The organism is Sphingomonas sp. NIC1, from assembly GCF_001638925.1.
Taxonomy (GTDB): Bacteria; Pseudomonadota; Alphaproteobacteria; order Sphingomonadales; family Sphingomonadaceae; genus Sphingomonas; species Sphingomonas aquatilis.
In genome coordinates this window covers 1761073-1779312 of record NZ_CP015521.1, presented here as the reverse complement: position 1 = coordinate 1779312, position 18240 = coordinate 1761073, and the positions used below count along the sequence as shown (strand labels likewise).

Here is an 18240-nt window from a genome sequence, read left to right as displayed (position 1 = left end):
ATGTCCGTCAGGGCGTTGCCTCGACCGCCACGTTGTCGATCAGCCGCGTCGTTCCCATCCGCGCAGCCGCAAGCAGCCGCCGCGGCCGGTCCGCCGCCGGCGATTCGGCCAGCGTTTCGGCATCGGCCAGCGCGACATAATCCACCTCGAACCCCGCCGCGACCAGTGCGCCGCGCGCCTCCGCCAGCGCGCCTTCGGGATCGTCGCCGCGCGCGATGCTGCGCGCCGCGACGCCCAGCGCGCGCGGCAGAGCGATGGCCTTCGCCCGCTGTTCCTCGTCGAGGTAGATGTTGCGCGACGACAGCGCGAGGCCGTCATCGTCGCGCTGCGTCGGCACGCCGACGATCTCGATGGCCATGTCGAGGTCCGCGACGAAGCGGCGGATCACGGCGAGCTGCTGGAAATCCTTCTCGCCGAAATAGGCGATGTCGGCGCGCGTCTGGTTGAACAGCTTGGTGACGACGGTCGCAACGCCATCGAAATGCCCCGGCCGCGCCGCGCCATCCAGCCCGTCGCTGACGCCGGAAACGCTGACGTTGGTCGCAAAGCCTTTGGGGTACATCACCTCGACCGGTGGCGCCCACAGCAGGTCGCAGCCATGGTCGGCGAGCAGGCGCGCGTCCGCCGCCTCGCGCCGGGGATAGCGGGCGAGGTCTTCGTTCGGGCCGAATTGCTTGGGGTTGACGAAGATCGATGCGATCACCTTCGTGCCCGGGCGCCGCGCCGCCTCGATCAGCGCCATATGACCCGCGTGCAGCGCGCCCATCGTCGGCACCAGCGCGATGGTCGCCCCTTCGGCGCGGAATGCGGCGACCGCGTCGCGCAAGCCGGCCAGGTCTCGAACTGTCTGCACCGTTTACCCCCTCGAACAATGAGCGCGCGGCTTCTATGAAGAGGGCAGCAACCGGGCAACCCGGAAGAACGCATTAAGGAACGAGCCGTGCCCGCAGGGCCACATGTCCCCTCCCCCCACGTCATCGTCTTCGCCAATGAAAAGGGCGGCACCGGCAAGTCGACGACGGCGGTTCACGTCGCCATCGCGCTCGCCGCGAAGGGCGCGAAGGTCGCCTGTTTCGACCTCGATCACCGCCAGCGCACCGTCGGCCGCTACCTCGACAACCGCGCCGCCACGATGCAGCGCAAGGGCAGCGCGCTGCCCATGCCCGTCCACGACACGCATGACGGCACGAACGAGGACGTATTCGAGGAAAAGTGGCATCGCCTGTCCGAAGGCGCTGACTTCCTGATCGTCGACACACCCGGTCGCGACGATTATTTCGCGCGCACCGCGGCGGCGCTGTCCAACACGCTCGTCACGCCGATGAACGACAGCTTCGTCGACTTCGACCTGATCGGCCAGGTCGATCCCGAGACGTTCAACGTCACCAAGCCCAGCTTCTATTCGGAGCTGATCTGGGACGCGCGCAAGCAGCGTGCCCGCGCCGATGGGACGCAGATCGACTGGGTCGTGCTGCGCAACCGCCTGCAGCATATCGAGGCGCGCAATATGCGCCGCGTGTCGGATGCGCTGACCCAGCTGTCGAAGCGCGTCGGCTTCCGCATCATTCCGGGCCTCGGCGAACGCGTGATCTATCGCGAGCTGTTCCCGACCGGGCTCACCATGATCGATGCCAAGGAATTCGGCGCGATGGGCCTGGGCCATGTCGCGTCGCGGCAGGAATTGCGCGAGATGATGGCGGCGCTGCAATTGCCCGAACCCGCCCAGCCCTCCGACTCCCAGCCGTCCGGGTCGCAGCCGGCCGAATCGCAGGCCGCCGAGCCGACCCCCGATATCGCCGCATGAAATGGCTGATCGTCATCGGGCTGATCTGGCTCGCATGGCACTATCTGGGCCGAAAGCCGAAGCGCACCGCGGTCGGCCCGCAGCAGCGCGCGCGCCGCATCCTGGGCGTCGCGGCAGAGGCGGACGAGGCGGAGATCCGCGCCGCGCATCGCCGCCTGCTCGCCGAATTCCACCCCGATCGCGGCGGATCGGAATCGGCGACGCGTGAGATCAATGCGGCGCGTGATTTGCTGATCGAGGGCCTGCGCCGCCCCGCATGAGCCATGTCCTCTCGCCCGCGATCCTGCGGGAATATGACATTCGCGGCACCGTGGGGCGCAATCTCGCCCCCGCCGACGCGACCGCGATCGGCCGCAGCTTCGCCACGCGCATCCGCGCCGCGGGCGGCACGCGCGTCGCCGTAGGGCGCGACGGGCGCCTCTCCTCGCCCGACCTCGAAACCGCGTTGGTCGCCGGCCTCGTGGCAGGGGGCGTCGACGTCGTCCGCATCGGCCTCGGCCCCACGCCGATGCTGTATTTCGCCGAGGCGACGCTGGGCGTCGACGCCGGCATCCATGTGACGGGCAGCCACAATCCGCGCGACGACAACGGCTTCAAGATGGTGCTCGGCCACCGCTCCTTCTACGGCGCCGATGTGGTCGATCTCGCCCGCCTTGCCGCCACCGGCGCATGGAGCGAGGGCACCGGCAGCGTCACCCACCACGACGTCCTGCCCGCTTATGTCGCACGACTGCTCGCGGGCTATGTCGGCGGTGCGTTCCGCATCGGCTGGGATTGCGGCAACGGCGCCGCCGGTCCCGCGGTGGAGCGGCTCGTCGCGCAGCTGCCCGGCGAGCATCACCTGCTCCACACCATCGTCGACGGCCGCTTCCCCAACCATCACCCCGACCCGACCGAGGAAGCCAATCTCGCCGACCTCAAGGTGCTGGTGCGGGAGAAGGGCCTTGACTTCGGCATCGCCTTCGACGGCGACGGCGACCGGATCGGCGCGGTCGATGGCAAGGGCCGCGTGCTGTGGGGCGACCAGCTGCTCGGCCTGCTGATCGAGCCCGTCCTTGCCGCCTGTCCCGGCGCTACCGTGGTCGCCGACGTCAAATCCTCGGCTTACGTCTTCGATCGTATTGCGGACCTGGGCGGCACCGCGGTGATGGGCGCGACCGGCCACAGCCCGATGAAGGAAGCGATGCTCGCCCACACCGCGCCGATCGCGGGCGAATTGTCGGGCCACATCTTCTTCGGGCACGACTGGTACGGTTTCGACGACGCGCTGTACGCCGCGGTGCAGCTGATCGGCGCGGTCCATCGCTCGGGGCAGTCGCTCACCGCCTTGCGCGACGCGATGCCGCCATTCGTCAGCACGCCAGACCTGCGCTTCGCGATCGATCCGGCGCGCAAGACCGGGGTGATCGATGCGGTGCGTGCGCGGGTCGAGGCGACCGGCACGCCCGTCGTGGCGATCGACGGCGTCCGCGTCACGACGCCCGTAGGCTGGTGGCTGCTGCGCGCCTCGAACACGCAGGACATGCTGACGCTGCGCGCCGAAGCCCGCTGCCAGGCGGACCTCGACGCCCTGCTCGCCGAGGTCGATGCGCACCTGACGGCCTGCGGCATCGCCCGCGATTGACAGACATGCCGTGCCCGATAGGGTCGGTGTCATGTCTGGGTCCTACAGTGCCGAACGCGCCGTCGACAGCTTCCGCTCGAGCACCAATCGCTGGCTGCTCGGCAGCTTCACCGGCTGGCTGACGATCCTCAGCTGCGCGATCGGCGTGGGCCTCGTCATCATCGCGGTCCGCTGGTTGCAGAACATGTCCGCCGCCTATGAAATCACCGACCAGCGGCTGATCGTGAAGCGCGGCCTGATCATGAAATCGATCGACGAGATCGAACTCTACCGCATCAAGGACGTGCGCGTCGATTTCTCTGTCATCAACCAGATCGCGGATATCGGCACGATCACCATCACCTCGTCGGACCGTACGACGCAGAATATGCAGTTCGTCCTGCGCGACATCCCCGCCGCCCGCGAACGCCGCGAGGGCATCCGCAAACTCGTCGACCGCGCCCGGCGGCAGCGCGGTGTGCGCGAGTTGGACATCGACGAAGACGACTATCGCTGATCTGCAACGGAGTGGGTTGCCACCGGCCGCCCCACCCACACCGTCACCCCGGACTTGGTCAGGGGTCCACTCAGCGGCGAGGGGGGGGTGGCTTGAGCCTCTTGCCATCCCCTTGCGGCCCGGTGGACCCCGGACCAAGTCCAGGGTGACGGGTGGAGAGACGAACCGTCGCGTGCTCCCCACCCACCTCACACCCTCGTCAACGCCAACAACGAAAGTCCTCCCCCGCCAGGGGGAGGTGGCGCGCCGAAGGCGTGACGGAGGGGGCGGACAGGAATGGCTTCTGCAAATTAAGCCCCGCTGACCGCCCAATCACCAAATGCTGGCGGAATCCGTCCACTTCCCCCATCTACCCAGCAATGCGTCCCCAGCCCCAGATCGTCCGCGTCATCGACCTCGAAACCACCGGCAGCGCGCCGCCTGCGCATGGCGTGTGCGAAATCGGCTGGCAGGACGTCGCACTCGGCGCCGATGGCCGCTGGGAGCTGCAGGGCGAGGGAGGGTCGATTTTAGTCAATCCCGGCCGCGCCATCCCGCCGATCACGCAGGCGATTCACCACATCCTCGACGAGGATGTCGCCGATGCGCCCTGGTGGCACGACGTCGCACGCCGCGTGCTCGACCCCTATCCGCGCCGCGTCGCGCTCGCCGCGCATCGGGCGGACTTCGAACAGCAATTCTGCACGCCCAGCCTGACCCATGGGCAGGAGTGGATCTGCACCTGGAAATGCGCGCTGCGCCTGTGGCCGGACAGTCCCAGTTTTTCTAATCAGGTGCTGCGCTATTATCGCCGCCCCGAGGGGCTCGATCAGCAGCGCGGCCTGCCCGTTCATCGCGCCTTCCCCGACGCCTATGTCACCGCGCACCACCTGCGCGACCAGTTGAACGAGGCGGGCCTCGCGCAATGCCTCGACTGGTCGCGCACGCCGGGGTTGATCCCGCGCGTCCGCTACGGCCCCTATCGCGGCAAGGCGTGGAGCGAGCTCGACCACGAAAGCCTGATGGCCTTCCTGACCGATCGCGATCCCGACATCCGCTTCACCGCCAATGCCGAAATGGATCGCCGCAGCGGTGGCGGCGCCGTGGGACGCGCCAGCGCGCAGGACCTCTTGCTATAGTATAATCTCACCCCTCTGGAATGGTTCGTAACGCTGGCGTAAGGCAGCGCCCGTGATCACCACCATCCGCAACCGTTTCGTCGTCAGGGAAGGCCGCTTCGGCCGCGTGCTGATCGCCTTCATGGTGATGGGTTTCGCCGCGCTGATCGTGGCGGGCATCGCCGCCGGCCTCGCCACCGCGCGCGGCGAACAGCACACCGAAACGGTCGGCCATACCTATGAGGTGGAACTGGCGATCGGCACCGCACGGCGCCTGATCGAACAGAGCGAAGCCTCGCGTCGCGGCTATCTGCTGACCAGCGACGTGCGCTATCGCGACGCCTACCGGGAATGGGGCGCGGCGCTGGCGCCTGCGCTCGCCCGGCTGGAATCGCTGACCCACGACAATCCGCGTCAGGTCACGAGCTTCACGCTGCTGCAACGCGAGGTCGCTGCCCTGCTCGACCAGCGCAGTCGCACGATCGCGCTGGTCGATGCCGGTCGCCGCGCGGACGCGGTGACCGCATTCGAACAGGAAACCAGCATCCGGCGGCTGACGATGATCCGCACGCTGTTCGAACGGATGAGCGGCGAAGAACGCCGGTTGCTCGAGCTGCGCAACGCCGCGCAGCGCGCCAGCGTCCGCCTGTTCTACGGCATCCTTGCCACCGCTGCGGTGATCCTCGCGTTCGTCGTACTCGCCTCGCTGCTCACCGTACTGCGCTACACGCGCGACCTTGCCGCCTCGCGCGATTCGCTGCGCTCGTTCAACGAGCGGCTCGAAGAGACGGTGACCGAGCGCACCGCCGACCTCAGCCGTGCGAACGAGGAAATCCAGCGCTTCGCCTATATCGTCAGCCACGACCTGCGTTCGCCGCTGGTCAACGTGATGGGCTTCACCGCCGAACTCGCCGCGGTCATTCCGCCGCTCACCACATTGGTCGAGCGGGCGGAGGCGCAATGCCCCGACATCGTTACTGAGGATGCGCGGCTGGCAGTGCGCGAGGACCTGCCCGAAGCGATCGGCTTCATCCGCACCTCGACGCAGAAGATGGACCGGCTGATCAATGCCATCCTGAAGCTGTCGCGCGAAGGCCGCCGCGTCATCACCCCCGAAGCGATCGACCTCGCCGCCGTGGTCGACACGATCGAAGGGTCGATCCGCCACGTCCTCGACGATCGCGGCGTCACGCTCACCGTCATCCGCCCGATGCCGCGCGTGGTGACCGACCGCGTCGCGATCGAACAGATCCTGTCGAACCTGATCGAGAATGCGAGCAAATACCTTCAGCCCGGTCGCCCCGGTGCGATCAGCGTATCGGCGGAGCAGCGCCGCGATCGCGTGATCGTGTCGGTCGCCGACAATGGCCGCGGCATCGATGCCCGCGATCACCAGCGCATCTTCGATCTGTTCCGCCGATCGGGCCAGCAGGACCAGCCAGGCGAGGGGATCGGGCTGGCGCATGTGCGCGCGCTGGCCTATCGCCTCGGCGGCACGATCGACGTCGACAGCGCGCTGGGCGAAGGATCGACCTTCCGCCTCAACCTTCCCGCCACCTTTTCCAGTCAGGACATTGCGTCATGAACGCCCATCAATCCGTCGGCATCGTCATGATCGAGGATGACGAAGGCCACGCGCGCCTGATCGAAAAGAACATTCGCCGCGCCGGCATCAACAACGACATCAAGCATTTCACCGACGGCAACCAGGCGCTGCACTTCCTGTTCGAAGCGCCCGACGGCCCCGCCAGGAACGGCCCGGCGCTGGTGCTGCTCGACCTCAACCTGCCCGATATGAGTGGCACCGACATCCTCGCCCGTATCAAGGCAGAGGACAGCCCCCTGAAGCGCACCCCCGTCGTCGTGCTGACCACGACCGACGACAAGGTCGAGATCCAGCGCTGCTACGATCTGGGCTGCAACGTCTACATCACCAAGCCGGTGAATTACGAAAGCTTCGCGCAGGCGATCCGCCAGCTCGGCCTGTTCCTGTCGGTGATCCAGGTCCCCGAGGTCGAGGAACACTGATCCTGACCCAGGTTCCGCCCAGCGCGCCCGCCAGCGTCCTGTATATCGACGACGACGCCGGTCTGCGCCGGCTCGCGGCGCGCACGCTCGAACGGCGCGGCTATAGCGTGACGGTCGCCGACAGCGGCGCGGAGGGCGTGATGCTGGCGGCGGGTCAGCCGTTCGATCTCGTCGCGGTCGACCATTATATGCCGGAAATGGACGGGCTGGAGACGCTCGAGCAGCTGAAGGCGCTGCCCGAGCCGCCACCGGTGGTCTATGTCACCGGATCGGACGAGGGCCGGATCGCGATCGCCGCGTTGAAGGCGGGTGCCGCAGACTATGTCGTCAAGACGGTGGGCGAGGACTTCTTCGACCTCCTCACCGCCAGCTTCGAACAGGTCCTGGAGCGCAGCCGCCTGACGCGCGAAAAGGCGCGCGCCGAAGAGGATCTGCGCGCCAGCAACGCGCGGCTCGAAACCTTGCTGTCCGAGGTGAACCACCGCGTCGCCAATTCGCTGCAGCTCGTGTCGGCGATGGTGCGGTTGCAAGCAGGTGCGCTCAGCGACCCCGCCGCGCGCGCCGCGCTGGACGATACGCAGCGCCGCATCGGCGCGATCGCGCAGGTCCACCGCCGGCTGTATTCGGCGAACGACGTCGAAAGCGTCGACATGCACGATTATCTGAAGTCGCTGATCGACGAACTCAACGAAACGCTGTCGTGCGACGATGGCGCGAATACGCTGCACCTCGTCGCCGAATCGATCCGCCTGCCGACCGACAAGGCGGTGTCGCTCGGCGTGATCGTCACCGAACTCGTCACCAACGCGTGCAAATACGCCTATCCGGACGGCGTCGGCGGCGAGATTCGCGTGCTGCTGCGCCGCGACGGCGACGACATCTTCCTGCTCGCGGTCGAAGACGACGGCTGCGGCATGCCCGCCGAGGCGACGCCCAAGGGCACCGGCCTCGGCACCAAGCTGATCCGCGCCATGGCGCAAAGCCTGCATTCCGCGGTGGAATACGAACCCCGCACACCGGGCGTCAGGGCAACGCTACGCGCGGCGATGGCATAAGCGCGGCGCCTGCCCCATCCACCACGTCACCCCGGACCCCGTCCGGGGTGACGCTGAGTCAGAGGCGATAGTCCCACCTCAATCCACCGCCTCGACGAACCGCCGCGTTCCCTCCAGCGCCGCGCCGAACACGACGTGGCTCGCCAGCCCGTACGCATGGATCGCCGGCGGCGTATCGGTGGCCGACGGTCCCCAGCCGAACGCGGGCACCGCCACATCGTCCAGCAGCGTCGCGACGCCGACACCGAACGCCGTGCCGAATCCCGCCGTCGTTTCCGGCCACACCCGCGCCGCCAGCGCATAGCCCGCGCCCAGCGCCGCGCCGGTCACGTAATGCACCAGCACCCCCGCGCTCTCGCGCCGCTTCTGCGTCACTGGCTCGCCCGTCACCACCTCGCTAACGCTGTCCGCCGCCTTCACCGTCGCGGGATCGTCGTTGCTGCCGCCCATGTCGACCACCGCGGCGACGCCCTTCTGGAACAGGTCCATCGCCAGGCTGGCGACGATCCCCCCGGCAACGCCGGCGAGCAGGGTCTTGGGCAGGCTGTTGGCAAGTGACGACACACGCATTCTCCCGGTCAGATGCAGCGCCCAACGCCGCATGCGACCGAGAGGTTCGTGGGCACGACGACATATCGCCGCCTATCCGCCCACCGTTCGCCCTGAGCCTGTCGCAGGGCGCGTCACCACACCCGCACCGCACGTGGATGGCCGTGCTTCGACAGGCTCAGCACGAAAGGATCGATAGACGCGTCGCCCCTCAGGGCTTGCGGAACTTCATCACGAACTGGTCGGTCTTGCCCCGGATCGCCGGGTCGAAGACGTTCTTCGTGTGATCGTCGGCTGGGTTGGCGAGCACGTTGCTCGACCCGACATAGCGGAAGCCCGTCGATTCGATCTGCTGGCGCACCACCGCGGGATCGATGCGGTGCCGCGTCGCGGTGCCCGACAGGCCAGTGCCGGGCGCATCGGCATGGTCGATGACGACATAGGTGCCGCCCTTCTTCAGCAGCTTGAACACCGCCGCGTCGAACGCGCGCAGCGCGGGTTCGCCGGCGCCATTGTTGGGAATGTCGTGATAATTCTGCACCGTCCAGAACAGGTCGACGGGCTGCGGCACGGTCGGCAGGTTGGTCGGCTGCACCTCGGCGGTCACGTTGGACAGGCCGCGCGCCTGCAAGGCCGGCAGCGTCTTCGCGGCATATTTCGCCCCCGCCGCCGGCCACAGCGCATAGACCTTGCCCTTCGGCCCGACGATGCCGGAAAAGATGCGCGTCCAATATCCGGCACCCGGCAGATAATCGATGACGACGTCGCCCGGCTTCACACCCGAAAAGGCGAGGACCGCCGCCGCCTGGCGTCGCGCATCGTCGCCCGACTGGTCGGCGCGCGCCGGATCGGCGAGCGCCCGGCCGATCGCGCTGCCGGCGGGCGCAGCCTTTTCCTGCGCCACGACGGCGGTGGTCATCGCAAGGCCTGCGATCATCGATACGATCAGCCGCATCTTTTGTACCCCTCAACCGGTTGGACATGCATGAGATTGACGGACAGCAGCATGAGCGATCTGCGCGGCGCGATCCAGCGCGAAGTGCATCGGCTCGTCGGCTTCGACGACGGCACCGTCGATCTCACCCGTCCGCCCGGCGACGATGGCCTGTTCGGGCCCGGCTCGGCCGCTTGGGTGGTGCATGGCGACTTCACCGCGATGATGGCGGGCGGCGTCGCCGCGCTGCTGCTCCAGATGCTGCACCCCGGCGCGCTGGCGGGCGTGTGGGACCATTCCAACTTCCGCGCCGACATGCTCGGCCGGCTGCGGCGCACCGCGCAATTCATCTCCGCGACGACCTATGGCTCGACCGAGACGGCGGAGCGGATGATCGCCCGCGTCCGCCGCATCCACGATTCCGTCGCGGGCACGTTGCCCGACGGCACGCCGTATAGCGCGAACGATCCCGAACTGCTCACCTTCGTCCATGTCGCCGAGGTCGCGAGCTTCCTCGCCGCGCACCGCCGCTACCGCGACCCGGACTATCCCGCGGCGGAGCAGGACCGCTATCTCGCCGAATATGCCCGCGTCGCCGAAGCGCTCGGCGCGCGCGACGTGCCGCGCAGCCGCGCCGAGGTGGACGCGTATTTTTCCGCGATCCGCCCGTGCCTGCGCGCCGACCATCGCACGCGCGAGGTTGCCCGCGCCCTGCTCGACCAGCCCGTCGCGGTGCCCGCGCTCGCCTCCGCGCAAAAGCTGTTGATGGCCGCAGGTATCGACCTGCTGCCGCGCTGGGGCGTGACGCTCCACGACCTCACGCCGCCACCCGGCCGCCGCCCGATGGTCCGCGCCGGCATGGCGGGCGTCGGCTCCGTCCTGCGCTGGGCCTTGCGCGACGGCTCGGCGAAGCGGGCCAGGGATCAGGCCTGACGCAATCCGTTTCGCCCCGTTCGCCCTGAGCCTGTCGAAGGGCGGGACGCGACGAGCGGCGCGCTTACGGACAGCAGCGCTTCGACACGCTCAGCGCGAACGGCCGTAGGGCGGTCAATCGACGACTGCACCGGATCTGCACCACACGCACACCGCCTCAGCACCCCCCGCGCCATCGCGCCTCAACGCCTGCCCGCCATCCCGGCCGCGCCCCTCGCACAGGATGCCCGCATGCCGCACCGCCTCTCCACCCTGTCCGCCAAGATCGCGGCGACCGCCGCCGTGATCTGCCTCGTCGAAGTGCTGATCGACCAGGCGCCCGCCTTCTTGTGGACCGCCGCGCTGGGCTGGATATTCGCACTGGCCGCGACCCGGCCGCCCGTCCGCCGCAACCGCGCGGCGCAGGTCGCGCTCGCCGCCGCCACGCTGTTCGTCGCCGCATTGTTCGACGATCCCAGCGAGCTCGCCGTGCTGCTGTTCCTCGTCGCGATCGTGCTCGCCGCATTATTGCCCCGGCGACGGTTCGACACCGCGATCGCCTGGGGCCTGCGCCTTGCCTGGGCCGGGCTGACCGCGCTGCTGCTGCCGATCCGCGACCTCGGCCTGACCGCCCGCGCGCGGGGACGGCGTGCCGGCCCCGGCCTTCGCCTTGGCACCATGGTGGCGATGCTGGCCCTGCCGATCACCGGCGGCGCGCTGTTCCTGACGCTGTTCGCCCAGGCCAATCCGCTGATCGAATCGGCCTTCGCCGGCATGGTCCTGCCCGATATCGGCGTCGTCCTGTTCCGCGGCGTGATCGCGATCGTCGTGTTGCTGCCGGTGTGGGCGACGCTGCGCCCCGATCCGCGCGGCACCGGCTGGGACGGAGCGCTGCCCGCGGTCGCACTGCCGCAAGTGGGCAGCGCGACTCTGATCCTGTCGCTCGCCACCTTCAACACGATCTTCGCGCTCCAGAACGCGCTGGACCTCGCCTTCCTGTGGAGCGGCGCACGCCTGCCCGCCGGCGTGACGATGGCGGACTATGCCCATCGCGGCGCCTATGCGCTGATCGTCACCGCGCTGCTCGCCGGGCTGTTCGTGCTGGTGACGCTCCGCCCGGGCAGCCCCGGTGCGGCGAGCCCTGCGGTACGCCGGCTGGTGACATTGTGGATCGTCCAGAATGTGCTGCTGGTCGCGTCCAGCGCATTGCGCACGCTCGATTATGTCGATGCCTATTCGATGACGGTACTGCGCCTGTCCGCGCTGATCTGGATGGCGCTGGTCGCAACCGGCCTCATGCTGATCCTGTGGCGGCTGCTCGCTGGCCGATCCAGCGCATGGCTGGTCAACGCCAACGCGCTCGCCGCCGCGGTCGTGCTGACCGGCTGCACCCTCGTCGACCTGCGCGCAACCGCCGCCGCCTGGAATGTCGACATGGCGATCCGGCGCTATACGCCGCTCGCCGACCTCGATCTATGCTACCTCGACACGCTCGGCCCCTCCGCGATCCTGCCGCTTGCCCGGCTGGAGCAGGCGGCCCGCGACCCCGCCGCGCGCGACGCGATCGCCTCGCTCCGCTCGGAGGCGCAGCAGACGCTCACCGCGCAACAGAGCAGTTCACGCGGCTGGACATGGCGCGGCGCCCGCCGCCTCGCCAGCGTCGAGGCGATGATGGGCGCCACGCCGCCGCGCCTTCGCCCCGCGCCGAACGGCCGCCGGTGCGGCATCATCGCGCCACCGCCCGAGCCAGCGCCGGCACCCGCCCCATTGACGAAGGCCCCGCAACGATGATCCTGTGCCCGATGCCCCGCACCGTGCTGATCGTCGACGACGATCCCCATATCCGCCAGCTGCTCGCCTTCGCGCTCGACAAGGCCGGCCTGTCGCCGGTCGAGGCGGCGGACGGCGAGGCGGGCCTCGCGATGGCGCAGGCGCATAAGCCCGACCTCGTCATCCTCGACATCAACATGCCGCGGATGGACGGGCTAGAGGTCTGCCGCCGGCTTCGAACCGATGGCGACACGCCGATCCTGTTCTTGTCCAGTCGCGACGACGAGATCGACCGCGTGCTCGGCATCGAACTCGGCGCCGACGATTATGTCGTGAAGCCCTTTTCACCGCGCGAGGTGGTGGCGCGCGTCATGGCGATCCTGCGCCGCACCGCCGCCCGCCCGCCGCAGGTCGAGGAGGGGCGCATGCTCGGCCACGGCCGCCTGACCCTCGACCTCGACGGCTGGTGCGCCGCCTGGGACGGCGCGGAGGTCGCGCTGACCGTCACCGAATTTTCGATCCTGCGCCTGCTCGCCTCGATGCCTGCCAAGGTCTTCAGCCGCGACGCGATCATCGATCGGCTGCACGGCCCCGGCTTCGCAATCACCGACCGTACGATCGACAGCCACATCCGCAACCTGCGCCACAAGTTCGCGACGGCAGGCGCCGCCGACCTGATCGAAACGCGCGCCGGCATCGGCTATCGCCTCGGCCCCTGCACGGGCGCGTGATCACCGCGCTGAAGGACTGGGCGAAGCGCCACTGGCCGCGCCTGCGGTTGCGCACGATCCTGTTCGCGACGTTGTTCGTCGTCGCGGCGCTGCCCGGCTTCGGCGCGGTGTTCCTGCGCGTCTACGAAAACACGCTCGTCCGCCAGACCGAGGCGGAGCTGGTCGCACAGGGCGCCGCGCTCGCTGCCGCCGCCGCGGCCGACTGGCCGGGCGCGACGCCGGGCGCGCCGCTCTATCCGACCCGCATCGTCGTGCCCGGATATGGTGTCGACCTCAGCCTCACCCCGATCCTGCCCGAACGTCCCGATCCGACGCCCGCGCCCGCACCCGCCCCGGATACGGTCGCCGCCGCCCGTACCCTTGCCCCCGTACTGCGCGCGACGCAGATGACGACGCTCGCCTCGATCCTGCTGCTCGATCGCAATGGCCGCCTCGTCAATGGCGGCGGCAGCCTGGCCGCGCTACCCGAAGTCGCCGCTGCGCTGCACGGCCGCCCCGCCACCACATTGCGCCGCAACGGCGCCTATCGCGCGGTCTATCGCTTCGAATGGCTCAGCCGCGCCGCCGCGATCCGCATCCACCATGCCCGCCCCATCGTCGTGAACGGCCGCGTCGTCGGCGTGCTGCTGCTGTCGCGAACGGCGCGCGCACTATTCCGCGGCCTGTACGAGGATCGCGGCAAGATCGCGATCGGCATCGCTGCGATTCTGGGCCTGCTGATCGTCATCAGCGGCGTCATTTCGCGCGGCGTCACCCGCCCGATCGAACGCCTGGGCCAGGCGACCCGCGCCGTCGCCAGCGGCCGCGGCAGCGTGCCGGAGGTGCCGCCCACCGCCGCGATCGAGATTCAGGGCCTCTACGCCGATTTTGCCGCGATGACCGCCGCGATCGAGCATCGCTCGCGCTACCTGCGCGACTTCGCCTATGCGGTCAGCCACGAATTCAAGACACCGCTCGCCGGCATCCGCGGCGCGATCGAACTGCTCCACGACCATCCCGACATGGCGCCCGGCGACCGCACCCGCTTCCTAGCCAATGTCGACGCCGATGCGCAGCGGCTCACACTGCTGACGACGCGCCTGCTCGACCTCGCGCGTGCCGACATGACCGCACCGGGCGAGCCCTGCGCCGATCCGGCGGCGGTAATCGCCCGCGCGGCGGATGCGGTGCGCGGGGCGAGCTTCGCGGTCGAGGTCGCACCCGGCCCGATCCCGCCGGTTGCGCTACCCGCCACGACGATCGAAACGGCGCTGGCGACGCTGTTCGACAATGCGCGGCAAGCGGGCGCCCACGCGGTCCGCATCGAGGCCTCCGTGGGCGCGACGCAGGTCGTCCTCACCATCCACGACGACGGCCCCGGCATCGCGCCTGCCGACGCCGCGCGCCTGTTCGAACCCTTCTTCACCACCCGCCGCGGACAGGGCGGCACCGGCCTGGGCCTCCCCATCGCCCGCTCGCTGCTCGAAGCCAGCGGTGGCACGATCACGCTGGTCGAGGCGCATCCCACGACATTCCGCGTGACGCTACCCCTCACCTAACCCACACCGTCACCCCGGCCGAACAGCCGGGGTCCCGCTTCGTCTTTCACCGGCGGCAGAAAGCGGGACCCCGGATCACGTCCGGGGTGACGAAGGCTTACTTCGCCTGCGCCTGCTCCACCGGCACCACCGGCAACAGCACCGCGCTCGGCGTTTTGCCACCGCGCTCGATCGTCACCGTCGCCTTCCGGTAATCCCCCGGTTTGGCGAAGAAGATGTTCGGCACGTACGTCTGCGGATTGCGGTCGTAGAGCGGGAACAGGCTCGACTGCACCTGCACCATCACGCGGTGCCCCGGCTGGAACACATGGTTCACCGTCGGCAGGCGGAACCTGTAATGCTGCACCTTGCCCGCCGGGATCGCCGAGGGCTTGGCAAAGCTGTCGCGATAGCGCCCGCGGAAGATGTCGAGGCTGATCGGCAACTCGTATCCGCCCATCTTCGGATCGGTCGCATTCTGCGCGGGCAAGACGTCGATCACCTTCACGACGAAATCGCCGTCCGTCCCCGTCGTCGTCGCGTACAGGTCGGCGATCGGCGCGCCCGAGACGCGCATCGGTTCGGTCAGCACCGGCGTCATGTACGTCATCACGTCGGGCCGCCCATCGGCATGGCGCTGGTCGCTGACCAGCCAGTCGCCCCAGCGGCCGTCGTCGAAATTCACCGGCCGCGGCAGGTGCGGCACCGGCTTGGACGGATCGGAGACATAGCTGTCACCCCCCGCCGCCGCGGTGTCGAAGCCCAGCCCGCCATTCGCCTGCAGGTACATCGGCTTCAGCGGCGACGCGCAGCCGCTGTCGCAGGCGAGCGGCCAGTTCGCGAACCGATCCCAGTGATTCTCCCCGGTGTTGTAGATCGCCGCGGTCGGCAGGTTCGCCGCCGGCCCGTCCTTCAGGTACTGGTCGAACAGCGGCAGCACCATCTGCTCGCGGAACTGCGCCGCGGTGTCGCCATCCCACTGGAACGGCCCCAGGCTGCGCCCTTCGCGGTTGATCTGGCTATGCCGCCACGGCCCCATGACGAGAAAGTTGTTGCCCGTCTTGCCCTTGGCCTTCAGAGCCTCCCAACTGGTGATCGCGCCATACATATCCTCCTGGTCCCACAGGCCCTGTTCCCAGATCGTCGGCACGTTGGAGGGATTGGCGGCGAGCAATTTGTCGAGCGCCTGCCCCTGCCAGAAGGCGTCATAGGCGGGATGGTCCGACATCCGCTTCCAATAGGGCAGCTGGTCGTAGCCCGATTTCTTCGCCCAATCCCCCGCCGAACCGGTGCGGAAATTGTCGTAATCGTCCCACCCGCCGGTCGGCGGCAGCGGCCCGCCGCTCTTGTAGCCAGTCTGTCCGCCGATCCAGGCGATGTTGGCGAGGCGGAACGCGCCGTAATGGAACCAGTCGTCGCCCATCCAGCCGTCGATCATCGGGCTTTCCGGCGCCGCGACCTTCAGCGCCGGGTGCGGATGGAGCAGCGCCATGACGACGGTAAAGCCCTCGTAGCTCGACCCGATCATGCCGACGCGCCCGTTGGACTGCGGCAGGTTCGCCTTGTTCACCAGCCAGTCGATCGTGTCATAGGCGTCGGTGGTGTGATCCACCTTGGTCGGGTTCAGCGGGCCGATGACGGGGCGCGTCACGACATAGTCGCCCTCCGACCCGTATTTGCCGCGGATGTCCTGATAGACGCGGATATAGCCGTTCTTCGAAAAGATCTCGTCCGACAGCGGCAGCGCATTGATCATCGATGGCGAATCGCTGCGGTTGGCACGGCCAGAGGCGTTGTACGGCGTGCGCGTCAGCACGATCGGCGCATTGGTCGCATTCTTCGGGATCACGATGACGGTGTGCAGCTTCACCCCGTCGCGCATCGGGATCATCACGTCGCGCTTGATGTAATCATGGTCCGCGCTCGGCAGCACAAACTTCGCCGGGATATCGCCCCCCGGCGGCGCCAAATTCGGGTTCGTCTGCGTCTGGGCCTGCACCCCCACCGACAGAAGCGCGATCGAGGACAGCAGCAGAACGGAACGACGCATCGGGTATCTCCGGCAGGGATGTTGCCGCATGCTAACGTGGATAAGGCGGGCGGCAACCCCGGCCACCCCAATTCCTCCCCCGCCAGGGGGAAGGGGACCGTTCGGCGCCAGCCGAATGGTGGAGGGGGAGGACGGCGGTGGACGCTTTTACCAGATACGCCGCTGACCTCCCCCTCCGTCACCGGCTTCGCCGGCGCCACCTCCCCCTGGCGGGGGAGGACTTAGGGCGGTTCCTCACACCGCCCACACCCCTACGTCCGCCTGCTGCCCGATCAGCGCCAGGCCATGCGCGATCGACGTCAGCTCGCCGCCCGTCGCCAGCCGCGTCTCGCCGAACCGCTCGGCGAACAACCGCCGGATGCGCGGCGTCAGCGACGTACCGCCGGTCAGGAACACCCGGTCGATCCCCTCCGCCGCAACGCCCGCCGCCACCAGCGCCTGATCCACCGCCGCATCGATCCGCGCGACATCGGGCGCGATCCACGCCTCGAAATCGGCGCGCCGCACCTCCGCCGCGATGTTCAGCCCCGCGCCTTGGAAGCGGAACTCCGCCACCTCCGCCGCCGACAGCGCGCGCTTCAGCCGCCCGACCGCGTCGTAGAGGTGGTATCCCTCTTCCTCCTCGATCACCGCGATCATCCGCCCGATTGCCTCCGGATCGGTTGCGTTGCGGCGCAGCTTCTCCAGCTCGGCGAGCGTCTTGCGGTTGCGCATCAGCGCGAGGCGCGACCAGTCCGCGAAGTCGGCGAAATAGCCGCCCGGAATCTCCAGCACCTTGTCGAACGAGCGATAGGTGCCGCCCTTGCCCAGCATCGGCATCACCAGATGCTCGACGATCCGCCGGTCGAAGCGGTCGCCCGCGATGCCGACGCCGGCATGGCCCAGCGGCTCGCACCGCCGCCCCGCGCCCGGCGCGGCGATCCGCACCACCGAAAAGTCGCTGGTGCCGCCGCCGAAGTCGGCGACCAGGATCGTCGCCGGGTCGCTCAATCGCTCGGCATAGCTGAACGCCGCGCCCATCGGCTCGTAGACGTAATGCACCTCGGCGCCCAATTGCGCGAACACCGCATCGTAGCGCGCCTTCGCCAGCGCCTCATCGGGCTTGGCACCCGCGAACGTCACCGGCCGGCCGATGACGACGCGATCCGCGCGTGCCATCGCCCCCTTCGCGCGAGCCGCCATCTTGGCGACGAACAGCTGGCCCAGTTCCTCGAAGCGCATCCGCCGATCGAACACCGGCGCGGTATCGAAGCTCGCATTCGCCGCGACCGATTTGAACGACTGGAGGAAGCGGCTGCCTTGCGGAAAGTCGAGATATTCGCGGATCGCCCACGGCCCCGCCTCCGACAGCACGCCGCCGCGCCCGCGCTCGTCCTCCCAGAAGCACAGCGCCGACCGGAACACCGCATCGGCACCGTCGGGCGCGTCGAGCGTCACCAGCTCCGCCTGCCCCCCGCGCGCCACCGCGGCGACGGAATTGGTGGTGCCGAAATCGAGGCCGAGCGTATGTGCAGTCATGCCGCGGGCGCATCGTCCGCGCGGCGGCAGGGGTCAAGCCGTTGCGGCTCTGCTCCGACGACGTCGTCTGCCGATTCAGCCCGCACGATATGCGAAACCTCGCCACCCCCACACCGTCATTCCCGCGCAGGCGGGAATCCAGAACCTCTGACGGT

Annotated in this window: 17 protein-coding genes; 12 read left to right on the top strand and 5 right to left on the bottom strand. The window is 68.8% G+C overall.

From position 1 onward, the window contains the following. Positions 1-7: 7 nt before the first annotated feature. A complete protein-coding gene (gene panC, locus A7E77_RS08565; protein WP_063687225.1) occupies positions 8-853 on the bottom strand; it encodes a pantoate--beta-alanine ligase in 846 nt (281 codons plus the stop codon). 87 nt (positions 854-940) lie between these two features. On the opposite strand from panC, the gene A7E77_RS08560 reads away from it, so the two are divergent. From A7E77_RS08560 to A7E77_RS08525, 8 genes are all read left to right on the top strand, one after another. After that, positions 941-1804, top strand: a complete 864-nt coding sequence (locus tag A7E77_RS08560) for a division plane positioning ATPase MipZ (protein WP_063687224.1) — start codon at positions 941-943, stop codon at positions 1802-1804. After that, positions 1801-2064: a J domain-containing protein gene (locus tag A7E77_RS08555; protein ID WP_063687222.1), complete on the top strand. Its 264-nt coding sequence runs from the start codon at positions 1801-1803 to the stop codon at positions 2062-2064. The genes A7E77_RS08560 and A7E77_RS08555 overlap by 4 nt, the downstream gene beginning before the upstream one ends. Beyond that, positions 2061-3428 (top strand): phosphoglucomutase/phosphomannomutase PgmG, encoded by a 1368-nt coding sequence (pgmG, locus tag A7E77_RS08550; RefSeq protein WP_063687220.1) that lies wholly within the window; start codon positions 2061-2063, stop codon positions 3426-3428. The genes A7E77_RS08555 and pgmG overlap by 4 nt, the downstream gene beginning before the upstream one ends. Positions 3429-3459: 31 nt before the next feature. After that, on the top strand, positions 3460-3924 hold the full coding sequence (locus A7E77_RS08545) for a PH domain-containing protein (protein ID WP_063687218.1): 465 nt from the start codon (positions 3460-3462) through the stop codon (positions 3922-3924). A 359-nt stretch (positions 3925-4283) separates the two neighbouring features. Further along, positions 4284-5042 (top strand): exonuclease domain-containing protein, encoded by a 759-nt coding sequence (locus A7E77_RS08540; protein WP_017977316.1) that lies wholly within the window; start codon positions 4284-4286, stop codon positions 5040-5042. Positions 5043-5094: 52 nt separating this feature from the next. Beyond that, positions 5095-6606 (top strand): sensor histidine kinase, encoded by a 1512-nt coding sequence (locus tag A7E77_RS08535; RefSeq protein ID WP_063687216.1) that lies wholly within the window; start codon positions 5095-5097, stop codon positions 6604-6606. Further along, positions 6603-7049 (top strand): response regulator, encoded by a 447-nt coding sequence (locus A7E77_RS08530; protein WP_017977314.1) that lies wholly within the window; start codon positions 6603-6605, stop codon positions 7047-7049. Before A7E77_RS08535 ends, A7E77_RS08530 begins: the two co-directional genes overlap by 4 nt. A gap of 62 nt (positions 7050-7111) precedes the next feature. Continuing rightward, positions 7112-8104, top strand: a complete 993-nt coding sequence (locus A7E77_RS08525; RefSeq protein ID WP_231292076.1) for a sensor histidine kinase — start codon at positions 7112-7114, stop codon at positions 8102-8104. A 78-nt stretch (positions 8105-8182) separates the two neighbouring features. Here A7E77_RS08525 and A7E77_RS08520 read toward each other — a convergent pair whose 3' ends face one another. Together A7E77_RS08520 and A7E77_RS08515 are read right to left on the bottom strand one after the other, a co-directional pair. Then, complete coding sequence (locus tag A7E77_RS08520) at positions 8183-8674, bottom strand: DUF1440 domain-containing protein (RefSeq protein WP_063687214.1); 492 nt, start codon at positions 8672-8674, stop codon at positions 8183-8185. Between the two features lie 190 nt (positions 8675-8864). Further along, positions 8865-9608 (bottom strand): class I SAM-dependent methyltransferase, encoded by a 744-nt coding sequence (locus A7E77_RS08515; protein WP_063687212.1) that lies wholly within the window; start codon positions 9606-9608, stop codon positions 8865-8867. Between the two features lie 51 nt (positions 9609-9659). Here A7E77_RS08515 and A7E77_RS08510 point away from each other — a divergent pair, with 51 nt between their 5' ends. The 4 genes from A7E77_RS08510 (at position 9660) to A7E77_RS08495 (ending at position 14538) form a co-directional block, all read left to right on the top strand. Then, positions 9660-10520 carry an oxygenase MpaB family protein gene (locus tag A7E77_RS08510; RefSeq protein ID WP_063687210.1) on the top strand — a complete coding sequence of 287 codons (861 nt, stop codon included), beginning with the start codon at positions 9660-9662 and terminating at the stop codon, positions 10518-10520. Between the two features lie 231 nt (positions 10521-10751). After that, positions 10752-12290 carry a DUF4173 domain-containing protein gene (locus A7E77_RS08505; protein ID WP_063687208.1) on the top strand — a complete coding sequence of 513 codons (1539 nt, stop codon included), beginning with the start codon at positions 10752-10754 and terminating at the stop codon, positions 12288-12290. Next, a complete protein-coding gene (locus A7E77_RS08500; protein ID WP_078462253.1) occupies positions 12287-13000 on the top strand; it encodes a response regulator transcription factor in 714 nt (237 codons plus the stop codon). The genes A7E77_RS08505 and A7E77_RS08500 overlap by 4 nt, the downstream gene beginning before the upstream one ends. Then, complete coding sequence (locus A7E77_RS08495) at positions 12997-14538, top strand: sensor histidine kinase (protein ID WP_063687206.1); 1542 nt, start codon at positions 12997-12999, stop codon at positions 14536-14538. The genes A7E77_RS08500 and A7E77_RS08495 overlap by 4 nt, the downstream gene beginning before the upstream one ends. A 97-nt stretch (positions 14539-14635) precedes the next feature. Here A7E77_RS08495 and A7E77_RS08490 read toward each other — a convergent pair whose 3' ends face one another. After that, positions 14636-16567 (bottom strand): CocE/NonD family hydrolase, encoded by a 1932-nt coding sequence (locus A7E77_RS08490; RefSeq protein WP_063687204.1) that lies wholly within the window; start codon positions 16565-16567, stop codon positions 14636-14638. 234 nt (positions 16568-16801) lie between these two features. Next, positions 16802-18085, bottom strand: coding sequence for an Hsp70 family protein (locus A7E77_RS08485; RefSeq protein WP_063687202.1), 1284 nt, complete (start codon positions 18083-18085; stop codon positions 16802-16804). Positions 18086-18240 lie beyond the last annotated feature (155 nt).

Bases quoted from the DNA above. Each gene is read 5' to 3' on its own strand.
- A7E77_RS08555 (WP_063687222.1), top strand. From the start codon at position 1,801: ATGAAATGGCTGATCGTCATCGGGCTGATCTGGCTCGCATGGCACTAT.
- pgmG (WP_063687220.1), top strand. From the start codon at position 2,061: ATGAGCCATGTCCTCTCGCCCGCGATCCTGCGGGAATATGACATTCGC.
- A7E77_RS08545 (WP_063687218.1), top strand. From the start codon at position 3,460: ATGTCTGGGTCCTACAGTGCCGAACGCGCCGTCGACAGCTTCCGCTCG.
- A7E77_RS08540 (WP_017977316.1), top strand. From the start codon at position 4,284: ATGCGTCCCCAGCCCCAGATCGTCCGCGTCATCGACCTCGAAACCACC.
- A7E77_RS08530 (WP_017977314.1), top strand. From the start codon at position 6,603: ATGAACGCCCATCAATCCGTCGGCATCGTCATGATCGAGGATGACGAA.
- A7E77_RS08520 (WP_063687214.1), bottom strand. From the start codon at position 8,674: ATGCGTGTGTCGTCACTTGCCAACAGCCTGCCCAAGACCCTGCTCGCC.
- A7E77_RS08515 (WP_063687212.1), bottom strand. From the start codon at position 9,608: ATGCGGCTGATCGTATCGATGATCGCAGGCCTTGCGATGACCACCGCC.
- A7E77_RS08510 (WP_063687210.1), top strand. From the start codon at position 9,660: ATGAGCGATCTGCGCGGCGCGATCCAGCGCGAAGTGCATCGGCTCGTC.
- A7E77_RS08505 (WP_063687208.1), top strand. From the start codon at position 10,752: ATGCCGCACCGCCTCTCCACCCTGTCCGCCAAGATCGCGGCGACCGCC.
- A7E77_RS08500 (WP_078462253.1), top strand. From the start codon at position 12,287: ATGATCCTGTGCCCGATGCCCCGCACCGTGCTGATCGTCGACGACGAT.
- A7E77_RS08490 (WP_063687204.1), bottom strand. From the start codon at position 16,567: ATGCGTCGTTCCGTTCTGCTGCTGTCCTCGATCGCGCTTCTGTCGGTG.
- A7E77_RS08485 (WP_063687202.1), bottom strand. From the start codon at position 18,085: ATGACTGCACATACGCTCGGCCTCGATTTCGGCACCACCAATTCCGTC.